Here is a 276-nt window from a genome sequence, read left to right on the forward strand (position 1 = left end):
TTCCCACCGCTGGTCATCGGCAGCAACGCACCCAGCGACGTCGCACCATCCGCATTCCGCTTCAGCCAGATATTCGGGAACGCCAGGAACCGGTGCCACGCCACACCCATGTCCGTGTTCAGCGCGACCGTGATGGCCCAGATCATCGTCGTGCCCAGCTTGATCATGGCGACGAGGTAGACCAGGGTCTGCAGCGTGTCGGTGCTCAGCCCGTCGAGAGCGGCGACCAGGGGGTAGGAGACGAAGTACGCCGCCTCGTAGTGCTCGACGTGGTGG

The 276-nt window shown here is 64.5% G+C and carries 1 pseudogene; it reads right to left on the minus strand.

From position 1 onward, the window contains the following. Positions 1-276 (minus strand): annotated as a pseudogene (locus ACSNOC_RS27975) (Fe-S oxidoreductase); the annotation flags it as partial.

It is taken from the genome of Streptomyces sp. URMC 129, assembly GCF_051386415.1.
Taxonomy (GTDB): domain Bacteria; phylum Actinomycetota; class Actinomycetes; order Streptomycetales; family Streptomycetaceae; genus Streptomyces.